We start from the raw sequence: 21805 nt of genomic DNA on the forward strand, positions 1-21805 counted from the left end.
ACGCTTAGCACCGATGCGCGGAACTCAAAATTCACTCATTCAAAATTCAAACTTATTTTACGAGATCAAACGCAATCTCTAAAAGTGTAAGATATCCTGAGTCCAGAGCATCTTAAGCAGATGATCCGACAAGTAACAAGGTAGAATTTAGCCATAATCACATCAAAGATGCTGATTAGTCAAATTTAAAACTCAACATTTCAAATTTATATGATTGAATGGATTGCGCCCATCGCTTTTATTTTAGCTGGCTTACTGGCTGGAATAATTGGGGAGAAAGTTATCTTTAAAAGAATGGAAATATTTGTTAAGAACAAACGAATCGCAGGGGGTAATATTATATTTCGCTCTCTGCATCGGATGACTTTTATTTGGTTTGTTCTCGGCGGTTTTTTTGGGGCTATTTTGAGTTCACCCATCAAACCGGATATTGCTAATGTTCTGCAAAAAATTCTCACTATTGCGTTGCTGTATTCAGTAACATTAGTTTTAGCTAAATTTACGGCTGGTTTTGTTAATTTATTTATTCAAAGAACAGAAGGTGTTCCTACATCACTAATTTCTAATCTTGCTAAAATTGCTGTTTTTAGTTTAGGAACATTAATCATCTTGCAAACTGTGGGTGTTGAGATTACACCGATAGTCACAACTCTAGGGATTGGTGGTCTAGCAGTTGGTTTAGCACTACAAGACACACTAGCAAATTTGTTTTCAGGATTTTATTTAATTATTTCTAAACAAGTTAGAACTGGAGATTATGTAAAATTAGATGCTGGTCATGAGGGATATGTTCTCGATATTTCCTGGCGCAATACGACAATTAAAGAAATATCTAATAACGTAGTAATTGTTCCAAATTCTAAATTATCCTCTGCCATTTTTACTAACTATCATTTACCTGCCAAAGAAATTACTTTAACCCTGGATGTAGGAGTCAGTTATGATAGTGACTTGGAAAAAGTTGAAAAAGTGACTGTGGAAGTTGCTAAAGAGGTAATGCAAGAAATTGCACCCAACTTAATAGCAAATGAACCATATATTAGATTTCACAATTTTGGTGATTTTAGTATAGATTTTACACTCTATATGCGAGTTAGTGAATACTTTGACCAGCGGATTGGGAAACATATATTTATTAAAAAACTGCACAAACGCTATCAGCAAGCAGGGATTACAATTCCCTTTCCCGTTAGAGAAGTTTATATGCAAAAAGATGGGCAAGAAGATTCAACTATAGAACAAAGTTAGTGGTTGCCGCGTTGTCAAACATGGCAACCGACTTGTTCTCAAACTTAGATTGCTAATGCACGCTTTTCTAATGTTAGTTCAATGCGATCGCCTGGTTTTGGTTCCATTACCTGCGTCGCCAGATTGTTCTTCTGTAATAACAAACGAAATTCCTCAGCACTTCCCTTAGTCTGAATAAATTTCATCAACAATCCCTCAAACAGCACATCTCCACCAGCAGCTGTAGGTATCATTACTTGGGGTTGTAAAGACTTTGCTACTTCCAAGGCACTATTATTTCCCTGAATAATCGGCCCAAGTAAAGGCAACTTCATGTCAATAAGTGGTGTAATGACTACATCGATTGGTGCAGCCTGCTTAACTTGGGGGGGATGATAACCGTGAGGCTCGTAGTAAACTGTTACACCACTTTCTAACTCTTTGAGGAGATAACCATTTTCCACCAACATAGGGCCAATGGGAGAGCCAGGAGTAGCCTTGATTTCTATTTGATTATTCAGCGTGAAAGTTTCACCATGAGCGAGAACTGTTACCTGAGTGTAACCTAACTGCTGTACTACTTTAGCTGCATTAGGCGAAGCTACTACCTTAATGTTGTGGTCTAGCTGCTTGAGTGTTGGTGGATGAGCATGGTCTTCCAAACCTTGAGACAGCAGAATTAAATCAATATTCTCTGGTATTGGACGTTCTTGAGGTCGCGAGCCTTTAAATAGCCAATCCAAATTGCTAAATATTAACGAACCAACCAACCAAGGGTCAATTAGTATCCGTTGTCTGCCAATTTCCAGCAGCCAAGAATTGCTGTCTAACCAAGTTAAGAACATAAATTATATTAAGATAACGCCTATCTTCATTATCAATCGTGTCAGCTTTGCAGGGTTTTGACTAAATCTGCAAGTAAGATTTTTGACCGTTCATGCTCTGGTAGCGGAGCTATGATTTCCAGAATCCCATTGGTATAAACAATTCAAGATGAGTGCTGTTGCCCCAACTCCAAGAGAATCTCTGCAAACCTTTGCCAATAAACAGGCTCGAAAATGACTTTTTGACTTGGTTCTAGCTATAGGTTGACGGAAGTTGGGGGCATAGCGATTTTTCCTTATCATTCTTGGACAAAGCGCCTTACTGCTTCCACAGGTAAGCTCAGGGCGCTAGCAACTTGTTCCACACTCAACCCCAACTCCAATAATCGAGGTATTGCATCCTGTCGGGCTTGTTCTGCTTGTTGCCGGGCTTGTTCTGTTTCTTTATGACTTAACAGTTTTTTCCCAGTTTGGGGGTCAAAAAACCGCAATTCTCCGTTAATCAGTCCCAGGTCTAAACCCAATACTTCACTGTGAATAGACGAGACACTATCAGGTAAAAGGTTGGATGTTATGGGTTGATATTTACCCTCAACCAAACTGGAACCCTTGAGTTGTGGGTTGAGATAATCGCCAGTAGGGTCATATTGAAAGTATTCCTGCACACCTAAAAGTGAGTATTTCTTGGGTTTATCCTCTTCATCGTTTTCTTGGGTGGTTGCAGAAGTGATTTCCAAAACGAAATTAGGGACTTTTCCCCCTTCTTCCCAAACCTTATAGCTGAGGCGCTTTTTCTTTTCTACGCCAAACACCACAAAAACATCAGGAGCAACTACGGCACTAGGAATGCCCTTTTTGTAGTAAATGAACAGATTCCCTGAGACGTAAACATCATTTCGGTCTTGGAAATAAATGTCTAAGGTTTCTACGCCATAAATTAGATAATCCCGTGCTGGGTCACTCTCCGCCATTGGTTTACCATCAGAGTCGGGGTAGATAATTTCGGTCTTGAGTTGGTTGGCAGAAAGGGTCATAGGGTAAAGACTTCAACTCAACTGGGCTGGTTTAAAAATAGCATTTTGTTCAGGCTGTTTGCCCTCAGAGAAGATTACTATATTTAAGAAACACTTTATGAATCTTAATAATGACTTTCATTACACAGCAGCTAGGAACACAAGACAGCTTTGAAAAACTCTTTTGGACTTGGCAGGGATACAAAATTCAATACACCGTCATGGGTACAGGACGCCCTCTGGTATTAGTTCACGGCTTTGGTGCTTCCATTGGACATTGGCGCAAAAATATTCCTATTTTAGCAAATGCTGGCTACCAAGTTTTTGCTTTGGATCTTTTGGGTTTTGGGGGTTCTGATAAAGCACCAATTAATTACAGCACAGAAGTATGGGTGGAATTGCTGAAAGATTTTTGCACAGCACACATTCAAGAACCAGCTGTATTTATTGGCAACTCCATCGGCGCACTTTTGGGCTTGATAGTACTAGTAGAACATCCAGAAATTGCTGCTGGTGGTGTTTTGATTAACTGTGCGGGTGGATTGAGTCATCGTCCTCACGAATTGAATCCGCCGCTGCGTATTGTGATGGGAGCTTTTAACAGGTTTGTGCGATCGCCAATTACAGGTAAATTTGTTTTTAACCGCATTCGTCAAAAAGCCCAAATTCGTCGGACTCTTTACCAAGTTTACCGCGATCGCCAAGCTGTTACTGATGAACTAGTTGATTTACTTTATACTCCCTCTTGTGATCCAGGAGCGCAACAAGTTTTTGCTTCTATTCTGACAGCACCCCCTGGGCCAAGTCCTGTGGAACTTTTGCCGAAAGTAGAACGTCCTATACTGGTAATTTGGGGTGCAGATGATCCCTGGACACCAATTTCAGGGGCTAAGATTTACGAGGAGGCGCGTAAGAATGGCAAGGAAATCAAAATTGTTCCTATTCCTAACGCCGGTCATTGTCCCCACGATGAAGTTCCAGATGTAGTAAATGCCCAGATTGTCGATTGGCTAGCGCAAAGGTGATTATTTTGTGCCGAGACGCAACACACGAGTAATAACTTTGTACCTATGCGTTTTGGCGCAGACAGGGTAGAAATGCAGCTAACAATCTGGGTGAGTGGATCTTACTTTTTTTAATTGCACCTTGGCAAAATCAAACTCATGTGGTGTGTGTAATGGAGCTTGATGCGCGTAATGGATTTGAAGGGGCAATTCCCTTAAATCACCATCCAGATTTTTCCCGGCTAGGCTATCAAGTTATCGGTGAACTAGGACGTAACCGCGAAGGTGGACGCATCACTTACCTAGCTAATTCCCTCAACTACAATCAACTGGTAGTGATCAAAGAGTTTCGTGTTACTAGTGCGGGTAGTGACTTGTCGGGCGTGAAAGTGTATGAGCGCGAAATAGAAATACTTCAACAACTAAATCATCCCCATATCCCCCGTTATATAAATTCTTTTGAAATCTCAGGGGTTTTTTATTTGGTGCAGGAGTATAAGAATGCTCCATCCTTGCAGTTAAAACGCAGCTTTCATCCTGAACAAATCAAGCAAATTGCTCTGTCAATCTTAGAAATTTTGGTTTATCTGCAACAGCAAGCCCCCCCAATCATCCATCGAGATATTAAACCAGAGAACATTTTGGTTGATGAGCAACTGAATGCTTATCTAGTTGATTTTGGTTTGGCTAGGATGCAGGGTGCAAAAATAGCTCTTAGCAGTTTCGTAGCCGGAACCCCAGGTTTCATGCCACCAGAGGAACAATTTGGTCATGCTCTGACTGAAGCATCAGACTTGTATAGTTTAGGGGTGACATTGATTTGCTTACTCACTGATACCCGTTCTGTTGATGTTGTTAAGTTAATTGACGATAACTATCGGTTTAATTTCCAAAAATTGGTTCCTCAACTCAGCCCGCGTTTTGGCTCTTGGTTACTGAAAATGGTGGAACGTAACCGCAAACGTCGCTATGCTAATGCAGCTATGGCTTTAGAAGCGCTGAAGCCAATTCAGGTTATTGGTGCTGGTACTGGGATAGATAATTTAATTGCTGTTATAAAACGTAGACGAGGAACTACTGTAGTCAGTCTAGTTACTATTGCTGCACTCTCTGCGATCGCAGCAACTTTGATGATTTGTCTACCGGGCAGTGCAGTTAGGCAATTGCTGGAAACTAAAAAATGTCTAGGATTTAGCTTAGATTGCTCGGAAAAAATTGGAGATTTTCCTAAGTAGAAACGTTGCAATGCAACGTTTCTACTTAGGTGATTTTTTGAAGAGATTTATACTTCTGGTTCTACTCCTAGCGCTTTTAACTGCTCTACCAATCTCGCAGCACGCTGGCGTTCTTGTTCTGCCCGTTGACGCTCTTGTTCTGCTTGTTGTTGAGCCGCGTCTTTCGCTTGTCGTTCCTTTGCTGCTAACTCTGAACCCCAAAGCAATAGCTCTCCTTGAGCATCCCACCAACGCAACCAATAGCCGATGCGATTTTCTCGGCTTCCTTGCCAGATGCCTAAAAACAGGCTCATTTCACCAATCCAGTAGCGCTGATTCACATCCGCTGTTTGCAGTTGATAACGTCCCGAATCATCTCGCTGATAAACTTCTAATCCTCCTGTGTCTGGCTCAAAAATTGCATAGTTTGGCACTTGTAAAATTTGCTCATAATAAAACCATTTACCAGGAGGATAGGTTGGTTTACTGGAATACTCTCCACCTTCGGTATCTGAGAGAAATTCCATAACAATTACTGGGATATCGCCTTGGAGTCGTGGGGTATAACTACGCTTAATCTCCTCTCTGGAAACCCGAATTGATGGCACATATCCCCAATCTGGTGCTTTAACGACGAACCGACCATTTAAAGTGGCACAGACACCATAGTTAGTAATGGCGAGGGCATTAGCTGGCAATCTTCCAGCCTGTTCTAAGCTTTCTGTGAGAGCCGCAGCAAGGGCAGGCTGATTAATGTTATCCACTGGCTCGTCGTCTAAAACAAAATCATCTGGTAACTTCTCCCAAGTAATTTGATAACTGGCTGCGTTGGCTAGCATAATCAAAATATCTCAAGTCAAAATTAGAAAATTACTTTTGGGCATGGGGCATTGATTATTCTGCCTGATGTCCTACTCTCTCACTTCTCCACCCCTACTTAGGAGAAGTCGTTTTTTAAGCGATCGCTTACACCTTTAGGAGTATTTTCAGTAATAATGCTGCAAATTAAATACCTACCCAAATGATAAATCAACACGATTAGAGCATGAAAATCTCTTTTCCAATGCCCCATGACGCCACTTGCTCCACTTGGGCAAAGCCCAGACGCTCGATGACTCGCTACCACTTCGCTATCGCCTTTGGCGTTTCCCCTTCTCCCAAAGGGAGAGACTAGCGCCAAGGGAGAAGACCGCAGTGGCTCCCCAATGCCTGCCCTATTAACAGTAGATGATTAATCATCGTAGCTGAAACAGTACGATTGTTCTACTATAAAGACAATAAAGATAGTATTATTAAGAACTGTTTCACGCCGCCTCTCACCATCAGCTTGCAAATATGTCAGATAAAAAGCTAGCCGCATCCCAGAATTTCCGAAGCTCAGAAACCGACACGCAAGCTTCTGTGTTAAATGGGCATCTTCCGCACCCAAACAGCAACAGCCAGAATACTATACGTATTCGGGGTGCTAGGCAGCATAATCTGAAAAATATTGACTTGGAATTGCCACGCGATCGCCTAATTGTTTTTACTGGCGTTTCTGGTTCGGGTAAGTCTTCTCTGGCGTTTGACACTATCTTTGCTGAAGGACAGCGGCGCTATGTGGAATCTCTCAGCGCCTACGCACGGCAATTTTTAGGACAATTAGATAAGCCGGATGTAGAAGCAATTGAAGGCTTAAGTCCAGCAATTTCTATTGATCAAAAGTCAACTTCTCATAATCCCCGTTCTACTGTTGGCACGGTGACGGAGATTTATGACTATCTACGGTTGTTGTATGGTCGCGCTGGTGAACCTCATTGTCCGCTATGCGATCGCTGTATCTCGCCACAGACAATTGATGAAATGTGCGATCGGATTTTAGATTTACCAGATCGTACCCGATTCCAAATTCTCGCCCCTGTGGTTCGGGGTAAAAAAGGTACTCACCGCAAACTTTTATCTAGTTTGGCTTCCCAAGGTTTTGTCCGTGTGCGTGTCAATGGCGAAGTGCGCGAACTCTCTGATTCGATTGAATTAGATAAAAATCTTACTCACACCATTGAAGTGGTGATTGACCGTCTCGTTAAAAAGGCTGGTATACAGGAGCGTCTGGTCGATTCTTTGTCTACGTGTCTGAAGCAATCAGGTGGCATTGCCAGCATTCTTGTTAGTCTACCTTCTGAGGAAACTCCCCCCTTGCCAAGGGGGGGAGCCGAAGGCGAGGGGTCTGACAACGAACAAGAATTAGTATTTTCGGAAAATTTTGCTTGTCCCGAACATGGGGCGGTAATGGAAGAATTATCGCCGCGATTGTTCTCGTTTAATTCACCTTATGGTGCGTGTCCTCATTGTCATGGTATCGGGACTTTAAGAAGGTTCTCACCTGATTTAGTAGTACCTGACCCGGACACGCCAATTTATGCGGCGATCGCCCCGTGGTCTGAAAAAGATAATTCTTATTATCTAGAATTGCTCTACAGCTTGGGGCAAGCTTATGGTTTTGAATTACAAACACATTGGAGCAATCTAACAGGAGAACAGCAACAGATTGTTCTATTTGGAGAGAAAGAAGAAGCAAGTAATAAGGCAGAAAAGAAGCAAAATTTTAAAGGGGTAATTCCGATACTCCAAAGGCAGTATGAAGGTGGTTCGGAACTGATTAAGCAAAAACTGGAAGATTATTTAATTGATCAGCCATGTGAGGTGTGTAAAGGCAAGCGCTTAAAACCGGAAGCCTTGGCTGTACGGTTGGGACAACATAATATTTTGGATTTAACTAGCGTATCAATTTGGGATTGTCGGGAGAGAATTGATCAGTTAAAGTTAAGCGATCGCCAGACACAAATTGCTGATTTAGTACTCCGAGAAATCAAATCTAGATTGCAATTTTTGTTAGATGTAGGATTAAATTACCTCACTCTTGACCGTCCAGCAATGACGCTTTCTGGTGGGGAAGCACAACGCATTCGTTTAGCAACGCAGATTGGTTCTGGTTTAACAGGAGTTCTCTATGTTTTAGATGAACCAAGTATTGGTTTACATCAACGAGATAATGGGCGATTGCTCACAACCTTAACTAAATTGCGCGATTTAGGTAATACATTAATTGTAGTTGAGCATGATGAAGAAACAATTCGTGCAGCCAACTACATTGTAGATATTGGCCCTGGTGCAGGAATTCATGGCGGAAATATTATCGCCCAAGGTGATTTTCAGGCGTTGCTAGCAGCAGAAGATTCTTTGACGGGTGCTTATTTGTCAGGAAGAAGGGTAATCACCACCCCAGCAGAACGTCGAGAAGGAAATGGACGTAGTTTAATCATCAAAAATGCCCACCGCAATAATTTAAGAAATATAGATGTAGAAATCCCATTAGGTAAACTTGTCGCGGTTACTGGCGTTTCTGGTTCTGGCAAATCAACTCTAATTAACGAGTTACTTTATCCATCTCTGCAACACCATCTGACGAAAAAAGTTCCTTTACCGAAAGAGTTAGATAAAATTCAGGGATTAAATGCTATTGATAAAGCGATCGTTATAGATCAATCTCCGATTGGACGTACACCACGTTCCAACCCTGCGACTTACACAGGTATTTTTGATGCAGTTCGGGATGTATTTTCGCAAACAGTAGAAGCTAAAGCTAGAGGTTACAAACCTGGACAATTTTCTTTCAACGTTAAAGGTGGACGTTGTGAAGCTTGTAGTGGACAAGGTGTGAATGTCATTGAAATGAACTTTCTACCTGATGTGTATGTGCAATGCGAAGTTTGTAAAGGTGCAAGATATAATCGTGAAACTTTGCAAGTGAAGTACAAAGATAAGTCAATTTCTGATGTTCTCAACATGACAGTTGAGGAGAGTTTAGAGTTTTTTCAAAACATTCCGAAAGCTGTCGCTCGTTTGCAAACATTATTTGATGTCGGGTTGGGTTATATTCAATTGGGACAACCTGCGACTACTTTATCTGGTGGCGAAGCGCAGCGGGTGAAGTTAGCAACAGAATTGTCTAGACGTGCTACAGGTAAGACGCTTTATTTAATCGATGAACCGACAACAGGATTATCTTTTTATGATGTCCACAAATTGTTAGATGTGTTGCAACGTTTGGTGGATAAAGGCAATTCAATTTTAGTGATTGAACACAATTTAGATGTGATTCGTTGTTCTGATTGGGTGATAGATTTGGGGCCAGAAGGTGGCGATAAAGGGGGAGAATTAATTGCTGTGGGGACGCCGGAGGAAGTTGCAGCTAATTCTAAGTCTTATACTGGGCAATATTTACAGCAGGTTTTGCAGCAGTATCCGGCGGTGAAAAAATAGTAAGTGCTTTATTGAAAGGTAACGCATCTGAAAAAGCGTGTTGAGAATGCTAAGTTGAGCCTTTCTTGTAAAGCACCATCTATTTATACTTTAGTATATGCTTTAAAAACATTTAATTTTTGAATGTTGTATTGCAGTATGGGTGAGTTAACTGTGCATTATCTAAATTACCTAAGCCACCATCTTCTTTTCTTATTTTGTGGTCTATAGATATAGAGTGACTGTGAAGATGGCCACCACAGATTTTACATCTTTGAACTTTAGGTAAAGCATCTCTGATGAAAGCAGCTGCTTTAGTTTCCCGTGAAAAAGATTTACTTTGAGTTTCACTTATGTTAGCTCTAGCTTTTATTTTTAAGGAACCAAAAGTTTTATCGGCTACAATCTCCTTCACAACATTTTTTCTATCTACACCTTGTGTTAATTTTTCAACTATTTTCAAATAAAAATCTCTAACCTTTTCTCGTGCCTTGACTGCGCTACTTTTACTTACAATTTGTGGAACTATATCATCATGTTGCCAAATCACAAATTCAAAATCCTTCCTACATTTTATAAATTTATCATAGGATTTATTTTTTCCTAAATATAATACTAAGCTAACAACACCATAAAATGAACCTACTCTATATCGACTATCACGAGTATAGAAGTATATAAGTGGATGAAGTCCAAGAGATGAAGGATCATTAGCATTTATTCTCTGTGCTAATTTTTGACAATTCGTTAAGAATTGTACAGTATTTTCTCCTGTTGAATCATCATTCAAATCCAGTTCATTTTCTACTTCTATATTGTTAACTATATTGACAAATTCTAAGATAAATTCATTTTTCTGTGAAGTTGATAGATTTCCTACCATTGGAACATCTGTAATTTTCATAGGATTTTTAAGCTTAGGCTCAAAAATAAGTTGATGTATTTCTTGAGCTAATTTTTCAATTTTATCTTGTTTATCTTGTGAGAACTCCGACCAATATTTATGACCATTACCACTTCTCATAATTGCACGAGCAGCAACGCCATTAGGTTTATTCCTAGCTTTCAATAAACGCATTTCGGTTGGGCTAATAGGTGCTGCTTTTTGATTAATGTTAAAAAATAGACTTGTCCGAAAATTCCAAAGCCAGACTGTTCAAAGCTTTGGGGCAAAACTTTGATATCTTCGTAAATACGTAATTATAAGGCTTTGAGATAGTTAGTGATAATTTAGAGGCATAAAAATTAACTCCTAATTTCTAAAAATTTATGATTTTTGCTACTAGCTAAGTTGGCAGAACTAAGCTACCAATTCTTAACCTAACTAATCCGCAAACTGTTAAAATAATCTGCTCATACGTCTCAAGCTTTAAGCGAAATCTTTGTGAGGCTATGCGGAATATTTTAAGTAATCGAATCAAATGTTCAATGAATATCCGATTACTAGATAAAGCCTTATTTTCATCTTTTTGCTGTTGAGTTAATTCTCGTTTTGGTTTCTTTTTATGAGGAGTAGTGATATTCTCACCTCCTTGAAAGCCTTTATCACCTGAAAAGGGTTGAGATTTATCAAATTTATTTTGAGATTGACGAAACAATTTTATATCTGCTGTTGGCCCAGGAACACCTACTTCTACCTCTACAATATCTTTGCCTTCTGGTATGCCAATTATCAGACTTTTTAATGTATGTTGTCTCTTCTTTCCAGAAAAATATTTCTGTTGCTCTTTTTGGTCAGAATCCCTATATATTGGCTGTTCTAAGCTATCGACTAATAGCCTAAAATTTGTTAATACTTCTTGAACAAATAGTAAATCACTTTCATTATTTGATACTTGTTCTAATAAACTAGCAGGTAATATATCACGAAGAATTGGTATCCAGTCGTGAAATGTATCATTAGCTTCGGTTTTGGAAACACCAAATAGCATTCCTAATACTTGGAATGTTGGCATCTGTCTTAGATAAAATAGACATAAACATACTTGTTCTTCGGTTGATAACTTTTCGGGACGACCACCACCAGCCGCATTAATTCTAATTTTATGACTCTCTTGTTTAGCTTTGATGTATCGATTTCGTTTTAAGGCGCAATTTAGCAGTGATTGCAATTGTTCGTAACTAATCCCTAAAATCTGTTTTGTTCGTAGTGGATACTTTTGTATATAATCTAAAATCATAACTAATTGTGGAAAATGGTAGACGCCCAATCTAACGTTTTACCATTTTTCTTTTCCTAAGTTAATATTTCGGACAAGTTTAATGAATCTGCTGCTTTAGATGCATTACCACCAACCCACTGAAGTTGGATACCCAAACTACCCAAATTTCTTGCTCTCTCAAGTGCTTTTTGATCTATTTTGTCTAGGTGCTGTGTTGATAATTCATAATCCTGGTAAGAGCCTATCTTACTCTTAATTAGTTTTCTAACTTCCTGAGCAGCATTTTTCTGTTCTTCTGTAATATATCCATCATAAAATTTATTGGAAATATTTTTATCGCCATAATCATCATTTATCCAGGCTATTAAAGCACTTAGCCTATGTGAGCCATCAATTACGAAAAAATAACCACTATCACTTCTCCAAAGAATAACAGCTGGTATTAAATCACCATCTAAAAAACTTTCAATAAAGTCACATATTTTCAGAGCATCCCACTCATTTGTTTCTCGTTGAAAATCAGGTTTTCGTAAAAATGGATAGAAAAAATCTTTTTGCTCTAAATTACGAATTTGTATCATAGGAATATTATTGAGTATAATTTGAGCTTGTTGTCCTTGAACCTCAAATGCTTCTCTCGGTATAAGTGCATCTAGGCTAACTTTTGGGCTATCCTTTGGCATTTTAAATGGCTCTTTAGTTTTTTATACTGATTATAAGTATATACAAAATCTTAGCTAAAAACGATACAAGGAAACTTCTAATTTAATAATAGCTAGAAGCTTTCATCGCAATTAAGTTGGGCAAAAGAAATGGTCAGCTAGTGTATCTAAACTAGCTGTCTCTATAAAAAAGCGATCGCCTACTCTAAAATAAACAAACTTACATCAACATGAAAAAACTTCCCTAATCTTTAGCTTGTTCTTTAGTAAGTTTTAACTCACCATTAATAAATTTAGTAATAATCTCACTTGAACCAAGAATTTCCACTAAATCACCCTGTTCTAAACTTCTAACTTCCATAAAATGAAAAAGCCTTGAATGAGGTGTTGAAGAATTAAGCTGATAGTGCTTTTCTTCAAAATCTTCAATCAGTTTTAACACTAATTCCAGCAAAGCATCTTCTTCAGCAGTCAGATAAGGACGCAATACGGTTCGGATAAGGTTTTTTAATGAAAGTTATAGATCACAAAGACGCGATAAATCGCCGTCTTTACAATAATTAGTTCTTTGTAGAGACGGCGATAAATCGCCGTCTCTTCACTTAACCGAACCGTATTGGATAAGGACGAGAAAGAAGTTCTTCAACAGTATTCTGTAGATGCGATCGCTCTTATCCCCTCCCACAATCGCCTACAGCCAGCCTTTCGCCTCTAAGATCATCCTGAAGGGCTAGCAAGTCACCAATGACCTAGAAATTGCAAATCCCTCTTAGCTTGGGCTAGAGAGGGATTTGGGCTATTGGTTATTTGGTATTGGGTTTTTTGACTGCTAAGTTAAATTACTTGCTTTCTCAACTGCTTGTTTGAACTCTTCAAAGGTAATACTACCGTCTTTGTCTGAATCATACTGTGCTATTAACTCCTGGGGGCTACTGGTATTTGTTTCTGATGAGATGATTGCACTTAAGCCAGGACTTAAAAAAAGCTCATTAATGGAGATTTTGCCGTCTTGATCGCCATCTAATTTATTAAAAAGGGATTGAAGGTCTTGCTCGGTTGCCATAAGTTTCTATCTGAATTAATTTTTCAATTTAATAAATATCTCATTAATACGTCAAAATTAAACAAATTTATATCCATTTATATCCTTAGACGTAGAAACTGGTATCGCTAGGGCTTAGATCAGGCGTACGTCCTGATATAGAGTCTACAGTTTAGACATCTTGATTACTTCCCAAGCTTGAGTGCTGTGTTTGAATTAGGTACTTTTTACAAAAAGCGATCGCTTCATCTAAAATCAACAAATTTATATCAACATAATTATCAATAACTCATGATAGAACCTATTGAGCTAATAACTGTCTTCTCCCTTCTGCCAAAACTGCCGTAAAATCTCTCCTGGTTTACGATCCCAAGTGTCTATATGCTCGTATATCAAACCATTTAGGTTTAGTTTATACGTGGAATAACCATTAAAAAATACCTTTGCTTTCCAAGGAACGCGTAAAACTCCGCGTACTGTCCACTTTGCTAAAATAATGTCTTCGGCTGACTGATATACTTCATGCACATCAAAGTATATTTGGGTAAAAAATAGTCGTGCGTGAAATCGCAAAGTCCAAAATATAATGCGGTAGTTAAATTTATATTTAAATTTGTTTACTGGGTCTCGAAAATAGATATCTTGGGTATATATATCATAGGAAATATCTTTTTCAAAAAGTGTTGCTAAATCCTGTTTTAGAGTCTTAATTATTTGTTCTACTTGCATTTTATATTTTAGGCTTATAAATTATTTATTTTATAGTATATCAGTAATAGGTTCATGAGCTTTTAAGACAGAAACAAAACGTACTTTTATTGTTTTGTAGGGTTTTTACATAAATATTTTTTTGTTTCACGCAGAGATGCAGAGGTACAGAGAAAGAGTTTGATATCAAAACTTTTATAATAAGTCTAATGTGATAATCGCCTCTATACTACTACCAGTTAGAGACGATCGCATTCAAGTTGTCCAGGCAAGAGACGCGATCGCTTTGTCATCTGTACATACCAGGTTTATTCTGAGTTAAGAATATTTACAACCGTTGTGGTCTAATCATCTGCTGGTCTCTGTCTTTCCTGCTCAAGTGGAATTCAATAAGCAAAATGCCTTATTGCTTTCTCAAACCCCAGTTTGCTTTCTCAATATCCTTGATTGCTTTCTGATTTCAGTAGATTCAGCAAGCATTTACAAATATTGCTTTCTCAAACTGGAGTTTGCTTACTCATTTCAGTAGATTCAGCAAGCATTTACAGATATTGCTTTCTCAAACTGGGGTTTGCTTACTCATTTCAGTAGATTCAGCAAGCATTTACAGATATTGCTTTCTCAAACTGGGGTTTGCTTACTCATTTCAGTATATCGCGCATTCATTTTGGTATTTTCCGCAAGCATTTAGGCTAAATGCTTTGTCATTAAAGATTTCGGAAAAATCTTCCCAAGCTTTGCAAAATTGAAGATGACCTTTTATTACTCACATCACTCCCACTCAAATCTGACAAAGTGGGAAATAATGCAGACTTAGCATAAGGGCCATTTCGCAAAACTTTCGCAAGGGCATTATTATTCTCTCGCAAACCCTCATAGAAAAAGAATACCTCACCTTGAATCCCAATCTGGCGATTATATTCAACTGCTTGCACCAGATATTCTGGACTAATACAGTAAGAGCCAAGCTTCATCAGAATTCCCGGTGCTAACTTTGGCAGTGTTTTATTTGTGAACTGCTGGCTTACCAGTTTATCAGCGATCGCTTGATAGCTCCTAAAGTCGCGACGATAAATCTGCGGGTGAATGATATCGACTAGTCCCCGCTTTAACCATGTGGGTGAGTCTTGCAGATATTCCTTAAAAGCCCAATCATAGATATTAGGTGCAATCGATACCAATAAGTTAGGATTAACTGCTTTCACCTCTCGGTAGAGACGTGCCAAGAACTCAGTGAGAATATCTGCACGCCACTTTAGCCATTGCAAATCTTTAGGGTTCTGTGGCGGATTTTTCTGAAACTGCTGGCGATAGCGTGTGATAGTTTCCTCATCATAGCCTCCCTCACAGGGTAATGCTGGCAAGCGATCGTCCCCTTGAATCCCATCAACATCATAATTATTTGCAACTTCCAGCACCAAGTTTAATAAGAATTCTTGCACTTGAGAGTCAAGGGCATTCAACCACTCAAAGCCATTCTTCTTCAGTAAATTTCCGTTGCAGTCACGTGCCGCCCATTCCGGTTTCTTTTGCAACAGCATACCGCCATTCAAATTGTAAGAACTGGCAAACCCGTATTCAAACCAAGGAATAACTTTCAATCCAACTCGCCGCGCTTCCACCACCACTTCTTCTAAGGGGTCACGACCAAAGCACATAGGGTCAATTCCCACCCCAAAAGTCTGTTGCATTGTTTGACTAGGATACAGTGTTACTGCCTTGTTCCAAACAACAGGGAACACTACATTAAATCCCGTCTCAGCCAGAAAGTCCATTGCCTCAGCAATGCGTTGCTTTGACCTGAGAACTTTACTATCAGTCGTCGTCAACCATACACCGCGGATTTCTGCTATGCTCATTAGTTTTCAATCTCTTTTACCCCATGACCAGCTGATCAAATAATTGCTAATTCGTAATTTATAATTACTTGGTATCAGAGCAAGCACCATCATTTCAGATTTGGTGGTCTTCAAGGGCGTGGAGGATACAATCCTAAACTGATTAATTACGAATTACGAATTACGAATTACGAATTATATTGCTATACCGCGCTAGAACCAGTAGATAAATCCCGTAGGCAACCAAACCAAAGGCTACAATACCCAAAAGCCAAGAACCGTAAGGTTGTTGTGCCAGAGTTTGTAACGCTTCATCCAAACCCCCAGCAGCACTAGCATCATATTGAGTTGCTGCTTGAATCAGAAACCAGCCGATAATGCAGAACACAACACCCCTTGCCAGCAAACCAAATCTGCAAATGCTTATCACCCCGTTGCGTTCTGTATCAGTCAACTCACTTAAATTGAGTTTTCTTTGAAACTTAGCAGTAAAAGCTTTATACAACTGATAGAAACCCAAACCAATAATAAATGCCCCTCCAGTTCCCACCAACCATTGACCAAAGGGTTGAGAAAGCAGACGTGCTGTCCAATCTTCAGTGGAATTACTACTACCACCGCCTGAGCCAAGGACAATTTGCACAGCACTAACAGCTAACCCAGCATATATCAAACCATTAACTGCATAACCAACTCGCACTGCCAAACCTTTAGCATCTGTGCCTTTATTTTCTGGGTCTTTTATTGCCTGGATAAATCGCCAAAGCACGTATCCAATTAAACCAACTGCTACTATCGCTAGCAACAATTTACCAAATGGTTGGCTGACAATTGTTTGTAAAGCCCCTTTTGTATCAGTCGTTCTTCCACCCGTACCGAACGCAACCTGTACTGCTAAGAGTCCAACAATACCATAAACTATTCCCTTAGAAATATAACCAAATCGCGCTAGTCGCTCAATCCATAATGAAGGATGGTCTATTAGCTGTTGTGTCATTTTAGTTGGATGGAGTCATGATATTTCTTCTAGCAGTATTTATCTAAAATATACATCTACCTAGAGAAGAGTTGTGTAACTGCTTGACTAAAAGAATACTGTGATAATGCTTTCTATCTATAGATGTTAAGGCAGCTAATAATACACAATAATTAAAATATCTTTTACTTAGTTGATAACCTTTTACACAAGTAGAGCAATATTAATAATGTCTGTAATAGAAAGTTCTTTGACACACGAATATATAACTACCAATGGTGTGAAATTGCATTACGTTACTCAAGGCGAAGGCCCTTTGATGTTAATGCTGCATGGGTTTCCTGAATTTTGGTACTCTTGGCGATATCAAATACCAGAATTTGCCCAGAATTTTAAAGTTGTTGCGCTTGATTTACGCGGCTACAACGACAGTGATAAGCCAGAAGCACAATCAGCTTATGTGATGGATGAATTTATTAAAGATGTAGAAGGAGTAATTAAAGGATTAGGATACCAAAAGTGTGTTTTGGTAGGACATGATTGGGGTGGTGCGATCGCCTGGAATTTTGCTTACGCACACCCCGAAATGCTAGAGCGATTAATTATACTTAATCTACCTCATCCTGCCAAATTCGCTGAAGGCTTCCGTACTCCTCAACAACTAGTACGTAGTTCTTATATGTTTTTCTTTCAACTCCCGTGGCTTCCGGAATTACTCCTACAAGCTTCAGACTACCAAGTAATTGAAATGGCTTTTAAAGGCATGGCAGTTAATAAAAATGTCTTTACTCAAGCGGATATTGATGCTTATAAAAAAGCTGTAGCAAAACCCGGTGCGCTGACAGCGATGTTAAACTATTACCGCAATGTTTTTGAACAGAAAATTTTAAATCCAAATAAGGGAGTTTTAGAAGTGCCAACCCTGATGATTTGGGGAGAAAAAGACACCGCACTTGGCAAGGAACTCAGCTACGGCACAGAAGCTTATGTCAGGGACTTTCAAATCAAGTACATAGCCAATTGTAGCCATTGGTTGCAGCAAGAAAAACCTGAGTTGGTTAATCAGTACATGCAAGAATTTTTAATGTCTTAAACCAACCGTAATTATTCTATGAAGAATAATTAATTTCCAAAGTATAAATACTTATCAAACTCAGACAAAATCATTGCAATTGATGTCAGCTATTCAAAACATTTAACAGTGATTTAATACTGGCAATTTTTGTGGATTTATCGCCAAAAAACAGCATAAAACCAGATTTATTCCCATTTTTACCATCACGCTCATCGCTGTTTCATATCACAACTAATTTGTAAGGTCAATCTATATGCTCAAGAAAATTAGTGAGATAATAGAAGCGTGAGGGAAAGAACGGACGCAACTTGATTTATGAAGGGGGAAAATTATGAAACTTAAGCTCTTAGCGGCGATCGCCTTAGCAACTCCCCTACTGTTTAATAGCGTGGTTAAAGCTGAGAATCCACAAGACTTGCAAAAGTTGTTATCGACTGGGGAATGTATCAAGTGCAATCTATCAGGAGCAAACCTCAGTGGCGCTCATTTAATTGGTGCTGACTTGAGAGGAGCTAAGTTGCAAGGAGCCAATCTTGTAGGGGCTAACCTTGAGGGTGCAGACTTAACTGGTGCAAACTTGGCAGGTGCTAATTTAACATCGGCTTATGTCACCAACGTGAATTTGAAGCAAGCCAATCTCAATGGAGTAAATTTTACTCGCGCTACAATCCACGATTCTAATGTGTATAAAGCATCAATGGATAATCTGAATATCACTGGTGCAGAAATCTATAACACTGGAATCGGCATTGGTGGGGAAGACGCAGAAATTCCTGATTGGAAATAGGCTGAACTAAGTAGGCGGATTCAAAAATAAATTATGGGGTTTCGTCGGTTTTAAATCAGAGAAACTGGTTATCTGCCAGCATTATCCCTAAAATACCCCCTACAAAAATATTAAGATAATGAAACCCCGCTGCCTTGTAACTACTTTTCTATGGCAAAGGCAGAGGGGATTTCTTATTAGCATTGAGCGGATATCTACGCTAAAAAGTCACGCCAGTAGGGTGCTTTATGGACTTTAGCCCTAACGCACCGAAAATCTGATAGTGCGTTACGCTGACGCGATAATACACCCTACAAAACTGAAAATATTTGCTAAATTTAGCTCTCAGATTTGTGATTAGAGGAATTAGCTTTATGAAAAACTCGAAACGCGGAGATATTTAAAATTACCCCTAGCATCATTTTTAGTAACGCTGCTGGAATAATCCCGACAAGCATTCCTCCAATTATCGCTCCAATTACTGAGCCAACTCCCATAGGCGCTATAGTGTTGCCCAAGACTGTACGATCTGCAAATGCACCGCGACTAGCATATTTGATCACGCCCACTAGCACAGTCGGTAAGCTAACTAGAAGACTAGCTGTCCCTGCTGTTTTAATATCTACACCAAAAGCAAAAACAAGCGTTGGGATAATCACCTCACCACCTGCAACGCCAAGTAGACTGCTAACTAATCCAATTGCTAGTCCAAAAAAAATACCTGCTGGAATGCGCCAACTCAAAGTAGGGGGTAACAAGGCTGCTATTTGTTGAGGTAGAAAACCCTCAATTATCAAGGCTATGCCAATCAAAACCAATAGCACTAGGATGATTCGCTCAAGCTGTTCGTTTGATAGTCTGTGGGCGATCGCCGCCCCAAAAAAAGCAGTAATCACCGCTCCGGTAATTAAAGATAAAATCACAGGCAGTAATGGAATGACTTGGCTAAAGGAAAGCGTACTGCCACGAATTGCCAGAGAAGCTGCGATCGTAATTAAGCTGACGGCTAAGTTCAAAGGTACAGCTTGCCGTACTGAATAGCCCAAAGTGCCAGCCAGGACTGGAAGTCGAAACTCTGCACCACCCAAGCCAATCAATCCCCCCAATACCCCAATCGGCACTGCGTAGAGAAAAGATAATCGAAAACGACGTGCTTGTAAGCTTGTAGTTGTAAACTCCGGTGCAGACGAGTTATTCTTTTTCATCAATTTTCAACTTCGGTATTTTCCTCGTTGAACCCAGATATACCAGCAGTTTTCGGATTACAGAGTTTTCTTTATTAGTTCTTTTTCTCTCGTCTCCCTCTAAAAAAAATGAGGGCATAAGCAAGTTGCTAACACCCTCATATACCTAAATTAGATTTTTGCAGTAGCAGAGAAACTTAGGTTAGTGCCTGAGCGATCGCTGCCAATGATTCGTTGACTGCTTTTTTCAACAATTCTGTTTTGTCGGTCTGTTCCCAAGGCAAGTCTAAATCCGTCCGTCCAAAATGACCGTAAGCCGCGACGTCCTGGTAAAAACGTCCGCCTCGTTCATTTGGTAAGTTGCGTAGATTGAACGCATGGATAATTCCTGCTGGACGCAGTTCAAAGTGCTGCTTGATTAATTCCAGTAAGGTGTCTTCATCCACTTTGCCAGTGCCAAAGGTATCTACCAAAATGCTCGTTGGACGTGCTACGCCAATAGCATACGATAGCTGGATTTCAACTTTTTCTGCTAAACCAGCAGCGACAATATTTTTCGCCACATAGCGAGCCGCATAAGCCGCAGAACGGTCTACCTTTGTGGGATCTTTACCCGAAAAAGCACCGCCACCATGCCGGGAATAGCCACCGTAAGTGTCAACAATGATTTTTCGTCCTGTCAGACCAGAGTCTCCCTGTGGGCCACCAATGACAAATTTGCCGGTGGGGTTAACTAAAAAACGTGTTCCCTGATCAGGTTTAACATCAATGTCACCAAAAACAGGTTCCACCACTGCTGACCAGAGGTCTTCCTTAATTTTGGCTTGCACTGCTGCTTCGTCTGTGATTTCTCCAATAGTTGCTGTATGCTGGGTAGAAATCAAGATTGTATCAATACCTACAGGGCGTCCGTCTTCATAAATGACTGTGACTTGCGTCTTGCCGTCGGGACGCAGGTATGGCAATTCACCTGTTTTGCGAACTGCTGCCAGTCGGCGAGCAAAGCGGTGAGCTAAACAGATGGGCAAGGGCATCAGTTCTGGTGTTTCGTTGCTAGCGAAACCGAACATTATCCCTTGATCGCCCGCACCAATTTTATCGAACTGTTCATCACTATCTTGCTCGCGGGTTTCTTGGGCGGTATTGACACCTTGAGCAATATCAGGTGATTGTTCGTCTAAAGCTACAATAACACTGGTGCTATTAGCAGAAAAACCATTGATGGCATCGGTATAGCCAATATCGGCAATTTTCTTCCGAGCGAGATTAACGTAATTTACATTAGCATTGGTAGTAATTTCACCAGTAATTAGTACCAAGCCTGTATTAACTACTACTTCAGCAGCAACTCGGCTGCTGGGGTCTTGCGTCAGTAGAGCATCAAGAATGGTATCAGAAATCTGATCGCAGATTTTATCTGGATGCCCTTCTGTAACTGACTCTGAGGTAAATAGATAGCGACGAGACAAAGGTCTTTCCTCCTTTGAGAGTTTTTAGCTAACTAAAATGTGAATATTTAGTGTAGCTACTAATGTCTGAAATCATAACAATATTTATACCTGAGTAGTGAATCTCTCACTATGTTCAGAAAAATTTGTACAAGAGATAATATTTATTGTTAAAAGGACGTAATATTTATAGATAAAATTTATTTGAGAAATAGAATCAAAATTATTTCTAATTGAAGCAACCTGAATTTTTCTCTACAAGCAGCCATTCACGTTATGTGGTTTTGCTTTACACTCTTAGTAAAGCTGAGTAACAGGTGTTTAAGCAAAAAACACTATTAATCTTCTCACTTACCTGCAAGATGTAGATTTCTAGACAAA

Annotated in this window: 20 protein-coding genes; 6 read left to right on the forward strand and 14 right to left on the reverse strand. The window is 39.6% G+C overall.

All coding sequences use genetic code 11. The features are described 5' to 3' along the window. Positions 1–210: 210 nt before the first annotated feature. Positions 211–1248 carry a mechanosensitive ion channel domain-containing protein gene (locus WKK05_RS28535; protein ID WP_341526391.1) on the forward strand — a complete coding sequence of 346 codons (1038 nt, stop codon included), beginning with the start codon at positions 211–213 and terminating at the stop codon, positions 1246–1248. A 44-nt stretch (positions 1249–1292) separates the two neighbouring features. Here WKK05_RS28535 and WKK05_RS28540 read toward each other — a convergent pair whose 3' ends face one another. Both WKK05_RS28540 and WKK05_RS28545 read right to left on the reverse strand, forming a co-directional pair. After that, positions 1293–2072: an MBL fold metallo-hydrolase gene (locus tag WKK05_RS28540; RefSeq protein WP_341526392.1), complete on the reverse strand. Its 780-nt coding sequence runs from the start codon at positions 2070–2072 to the stop codon at positions 1293–1295. 278 nt (positions 2073–2350) lie between these two features. After that, on the reverse strand, positions 2351–3085 hold the full coding sequence (locus tag WKK05_RS28545; protein WP_341526393.1) for a Uma2 family endonuclease: 735 nt from the start codon (positions 3083–3085) through the stop codon (positions 2351–2353). Positions 3086–3195: 110 nt separating this feature from the next. Between WKK05_RS28545 and WKK05_RS28550 the strand changes: the two genes are divergently transcribed. Both WKK05_RS28550 and WKK05_RS28555 read left to right on the forward strand, forming a co-directional pair. After that, positions 3196–4089, forward strand: coding sequence for an alpha/beta fold hydrolase (locus WKK05_RS28550; RefSeq protein WP_341526394.1), 894 nt, complete (start codon positions 3196–3198; stop codon positions 4087–4089). A gap of 152 nt (positions 4090–4241) precedes the next feature. Beyond that, complete coding sequence (locus WKK05_RS28555) at positions 4242–5303, forward strand: serine/threonine-protein kinase (protein ID WP_341526395.1); 1062 nt, start codon at positions 4242–4244, stop codon at positions 5301–5303. Positions 5304–5350: 47 nt separating this feature from the next. On the opposite strand, the gene WKK05_RS28560 is transcribed toward WKK05_RS28555, so the two are convergent. Together WKK05_RS28560 and WKK05_RS28565 are read right to left on the reverse strand one after the other, a co-directional pair. Then, a complete protein-coding gene (locus WKK05_RS28560) occupies positions 5351–6121 on the reverse strand; it encodes a Uma2 family endonuclease (RefSeq protein ID WP_341526396.1) in 771 nt (256 codons plus the stop codon). A gap of 98 nt (positions 6122–6219) precedes the next feature. After that, complete coding sequence (locus WKK05_RS28565; RefSeq protein WP_341526397.1) at positions 6220–6462, reverse strand: hypothetical protein; 243 nt, start codon at positions 6460–6462, stop codon at positions 6220–6222. A 155-nt stretch (positions 6463–6617) separates the two neighbouring features. Here WKK05_RS28565 and uvrA point away from each other — a divergent pair, with 155 nt between their 5' ends. Continuing rightward, positions 6618–9584, forward strand: a complete 2967-nt coding sequence (gene uvrA, locus WKK05_RS28570; RefSeq protein ID WP_341526398.1) for an excinuclease ABC subunit UvrA — start codon at positions 6618–6620, stop codon at positions 9582–9584. Positions 9585–9696: 112 nt separating this feature from the next. Here the strand turns inward: uvrA and WKK05_RS28575 are convergent, their stop codons facing one another. From WKK05_RS28575 to WKK05_RS28610, 8 genes are all read right to left on the reverse strand, one after another. Next, positions 9697–10641, reverse strand: coding sequence for an HNH endonuclease signature motif containing protein (locus WKK05_RS28575; protein WP_341526399.1), 945 nt, complete (start codon positions 10639–10641; stop codon positions 9697–9699). Between the two features lie 208 nt (positions 10642–10849). Continuing rightward, a complete protein-coding gene (locus WKK05_RS28580; RefSeq protein WP_341525207.1) occupies positions 10850–11743 on the reverse strand; it encodes a transposase family protein in 894 nt (297 codons plus the stop codon). A 56-nt stretch (positions 11744–11799) separates the two neighbouring features. Then, entirely contained in the window at positions 11800–12408 is a 609-nt protein-coding gene (locus WKK05_RS28585) for a DUF262 domain-containing protein (protein ID WP_341526400.1), read from the reverse strand. Between the two features lie 223 nt (positions 12409–12631). Beyond that, positions 12632–12874 carry a hypothetical protein gene (locus WKK05_RS28590; RefSeq protein WP_341526401.1) on the reverse strand — a complete coding sequence of 81 codons (243 nt, stop codon included), beginning with the start codon at positions 12872–12874 and terminating at the stop codon, positions 12632–12634. 342 nt (positions 12875–13216) lie between these two features. Further along, entirely contained in the window at positions 13217–13450 is a 234-nt protein-coding gene (locus WKK05_RS28595) for an EF-hand domain-containing protein (RefSeq protein WP_341526402.1), read from the reverse strand. Positions 13451–13738: 288 nt separating this feature from the next. After that, positions 13739–14158 carry a DUF2358 domain-containing protein gene (locus WKK05_RS28600; RefSeq protein WP_341526403.1) on the reverse strand — a complete coding sequence of 140 codons (420 nt, stop codon included), beginning with the start codon at positions 14156–14158 and terminating at the stop codon, positions 13739–13741. 686 nt (positions 14159–14844) lie between these two features. Next, positions 14845–15996, reverse strand: a complete 1152-nt coding sequence (locus WKK05_RS28605; protein ID WP_341526404.1) for a family 10 glycosylhydrolase — start codon at positions 15994–15996, stop codon at positions 14845–14847. Positions 15997–16156: 160 nt separating this feature from the next. Beyond that, positions 16157–16972 (reverse strand): DUF1206 domain-containing protein, encoded by an 816-nt coding sequence (locus WKK05_RS28610; protein ID WP_341526405.1) that lies wholly within the window; start codon positions 16970–16972, stop codon positions 16157–16159. 208 nt (positions 16973–17180) lie between these two features. Between WKK05_RS28610 and WKK05_RS28615 the strand changes: the two genes are divergently transcribed. Beyond that, positions 17181–18044 (forward strand): alpha/beta hydrolase, encoded by an 864-nt coding sequence (locus WKK05_RS28615; protein WP_341526406.1) that lies wholly within the window; start codon positions 17181–17183, stop codon positions 18042–18044. A 313-nt stretch (positions 18045–18357) separates the two neighbouring features. After that, positions 18358–18813: a pentapeptide repeat-containing protein gene (locus tag WKK05_RS28620; RefSeq protein WP_341526407.1), complete on the forward strand. Its 456-nt coding sequence runs from the start codon at positions 18358–18360 to the stop codon at positions 18811–18813. A 317-nt stretch (positions 18814–19130) separates the two neighbouring features. Here the strand turns inward: WKK05_RS28620 and WKK05_RS28625 are convergent, their stop codons facing one another. Then, positions 19131–19997 carry a sulfite exporter TauE/SafE family protein gene (locus WKK05_RS28625; RefSeq protein ID WP_341526408.1) on the reverse strand — a complete coding sequence of 289 codons (867 nt, stop codon included), beginning with the start codon at positions 19995–19997 and terminating at the stop codon, positions 19131–19133. A 176-nt stretch (positions 19998–20173) separates the two neighbouring features. Beyond that, positions 20174–21445 (reverse strand): methionine adenosyltransferase, encoded by a 1272-nt coding sequence (gene metK / locus WKK05_RS28630; protein ID WP_341526409.1) that lies wholly within the window; start codon positions 21443–21445, stop codon positions 20174–20176. Positions 21446–21805 lie beyond the last annotated feature (360 nt).

The organism is Nostoc sp. UHCC 0302, assembly GCF_038096175.1.
Lineage (GTDB): Bacteria > Cyanobacteriota > Cyanobacteriia > Cyanobacteriales > Nostocaceae > UHCC-0302.

Excerpts from the sequence above, each read along its gene's own strand:
- WKK05_RS28615 (WP_341526406.1), top strand. The coding sequence starts at position 17,181 with ATGTCTGTAATAGAAAGTTCTTTGACACACGAATATATAACTACCAAT.
- WKK05_RS28595 (WP_341526402.1), bottom strand. The coding sequence starts at position 13,450 with ATGGCAACCGAGCAAGACCTTCAATCCCTTTTTAATAAATTAGATGGC.
- WKK05_RS28625 (WP_341526408.1), bottom strand. The coding sequence starts at position 19,997 with ATGAAAAAGAATAACTCGTCTGCACCGGAGTTTACAACTACAAGCTTA.
- WKK05_RS28580 (WP_341525207.1), bottom strand. The coding sequence starts at position 11,743 with ATGATTTTAGATTATATACAAAAGTATCCACTACGAACAAAACAGATT.
- WKK05_RS28600 (WP_341526403.1), bottom strand. The coding sequence starts at position 14,158 with ATGCAAGTAGAACAAATAATTAAGACTCTAAAACAGGATTTAGCAACA.
- WKK05_RS28610 (WP_341526405.1), bottom strand. The coding sequence starts at position 16,972 with ATGACACAACAGCTAATAGACCATCCTTCATTATGGATTGAGCGACTA.
- WKK05_RS28540 (WP_341526392.1), bottom strand. The coding sequence starts at position 2,072 with ATGTTCTTAACTTGGTTAGACAGCAATTCTTGGCTGCTGGAAATTGGC.
- WKK05_RS28535 (WP_341526391.1), top strand. The coding sequence starts at position 211 with ATGATTGAATGGATTGCGCCCATCGCTTTTATTTTAGCTGGCTTACTG.
- WKK05_RS28575 (WP_341526399.1), bottom strand. The coding sequence starts at position 10,641 with ATGCGTTTATTGAAAGCTAGGAATAAACCTAATGGCGTTGCTGCTCGT.
- WKK05_RS28555 (WP_341526395.1), top strand. The coding sequence starts at position 4,242 with ATGGAGCTTGATGCGCGTAATGGATTTGAAGGGGCAATTCCCTTAAAT.
- uvrA (WP_341526398.1), top strand. The coding sequence starts at position 6,618 with ATGTCAGATAAAAAGCTAGCCGCATCCCAGAATTTCCGAAGCTCAGAA.
- WKK05_RS28585 (WP_341526400.1), bottom strand. The coding sequence starts at position 12,408 with ATGCCAAAGGATAGCCCAAAAGTTAGCCTAGATGCACTTATACCGAGA.
- WKK05_RS28560 (WP_341526396.1), bottom strand. The coding sequence starts at position 6,121 with ATGCTAGCCAACGCAGCCAGTTATCAAATTACTTGGGAGAAGTTACCA.
- WKK05_RS28550 (WP_341526394.1), top strand. The coding sequence starts at position 3,196 with ATGACTTTCATTACACAGCAGCTAGGAACACAAGACAGCTTTGAAAAA.
- WKK05_RS28620 (WP_341526407.1), top strand. The coding sequence starts at position 18,358 with ATGAAACTTAAGCTCTTAGCGGCGATCGCCTTAGCAACTCCCCTACTG.
- WKK05_RS28545 (WP_341526393.1), bottom strand. The coding sequence starts at position 3,085 with ATGACCCTTTCTGCCAACCAACTCAAGACCGAAATTATCTACCCCGAC.
- WKK05_RS28605 (WP_341526404.1), bottom strand. The coding sequence starts at position 15,996 with ATGAGCATAGCAGAAATCCGCGGTGTATGGTTGACGACGACTGATAGT.